Source organism: Flavobacterium pectinovorum, assembly GCF_006438875.1.
Taxonomy (GTDB): Bacteria; Bacteroidota; Bacteroidia; order Flavobacteriales; family Flavobacteriaceae; genus Flavobacterium; species Flavobacterium pectinovorum_A.
Genome location: NZ_RCZH01000046.1, coordinates 1 through 1,036, shown reverse-complemented (window position 1 = coordinate 1,036; position 1,036 = coordinate 1). Strand labels below are relative to the sequence as shown.

The 1,036-nt window shown below is 39.5% G+C and carries 1 protein-coding gene; it reads left to right on the top strand.

Going from position 1 to position 1,036, the window contains the following annotated elements; all coding sequences use genetic code 11:
* Positions 1–1,036 (top strand): hypothetical protein (locus tag EAH81_RS27610; protein ID WP_410501124.1); only part of this gene is annotated, 1,036 nt, incomplete at both ends.

Sequence of the window (1,036 nt, the reverse complement as noted above, 5' to 3'; positions counted from 1 at the left end):
ACAACAGGAACTTATTACGCAGCGATTAAAGATCCAACAACAACTTGCGAAAGCAAAGTTAGATTGGCAATCAACATCATCGTAACAGATCCTGGAACACCAGTAATCACTAAAACAACTCAGGCTTTCTGTTTGATTAATGCTCCAACATTTGCAACAATCGACGTAAGTCCAGCAGTTGCAGCAAACATTGTTTGGTACGATGCTTTAACCGGAGGAAACTTAATTCCAAAAACAACAGCATTAACAACAGGCACTTATTATGCCGCGATTAAAGATCCGACAACAACTTGTGAGAGTAAAGTTAGATTGGCGATTACCATTAATGTGACTGATCCTGGAACACCGGTAATCACTAAAACAACTCAGGCTTTCTGTCTGATTGATGCACCAACATTTGCAACAATCGACGTAAGTCCAGCCGTTGCCGCAAATATTGTTTGGTATGATTCTTTAACCGGAGGGAATTTAATTCCAAAAACAACAGCATTGACAACAGGAACTTATTACGCCGCGATTAAAGATCCAACAACAACTTGCGAAAGCAAAGTTAGATTGGCAATCAATATCAGCGTAACAGATCCTGGAACACCAGTAATTACCAAAACAACACAGGCTTTCTGTTTAGTAAATGCACCGACATTTGCAACAATAGATGTAACTCCAGCAGTTGCAGCAAATATTGTTTGGTACGATGCTTTAACTGGAGGAAACTTAATTCCAAAAACAACAGCATTGACAACAGGAACTTATTACGCAGCGATTAAAGATCCAACAACAACTTGCGAAAGCAAAGTTAGATTGGCAATCAACATCATCGTAACAGATCCTGGAACACCAGTAATCACTAAAACAACTCAGGCTTTCTGTTTGATTAATGCTCCAACATTTGCAACAATCGACGTAAGTCCAGCAGTTGCAGCAAACATTGTTTGGTACGATGCTTTAACCGGAGGAAACTTAATTCCAAAAACAACAGCATTAACAACAGGCACTTATTATGCCGCGATTAAAGATCCGACAACAACTTGTGAGA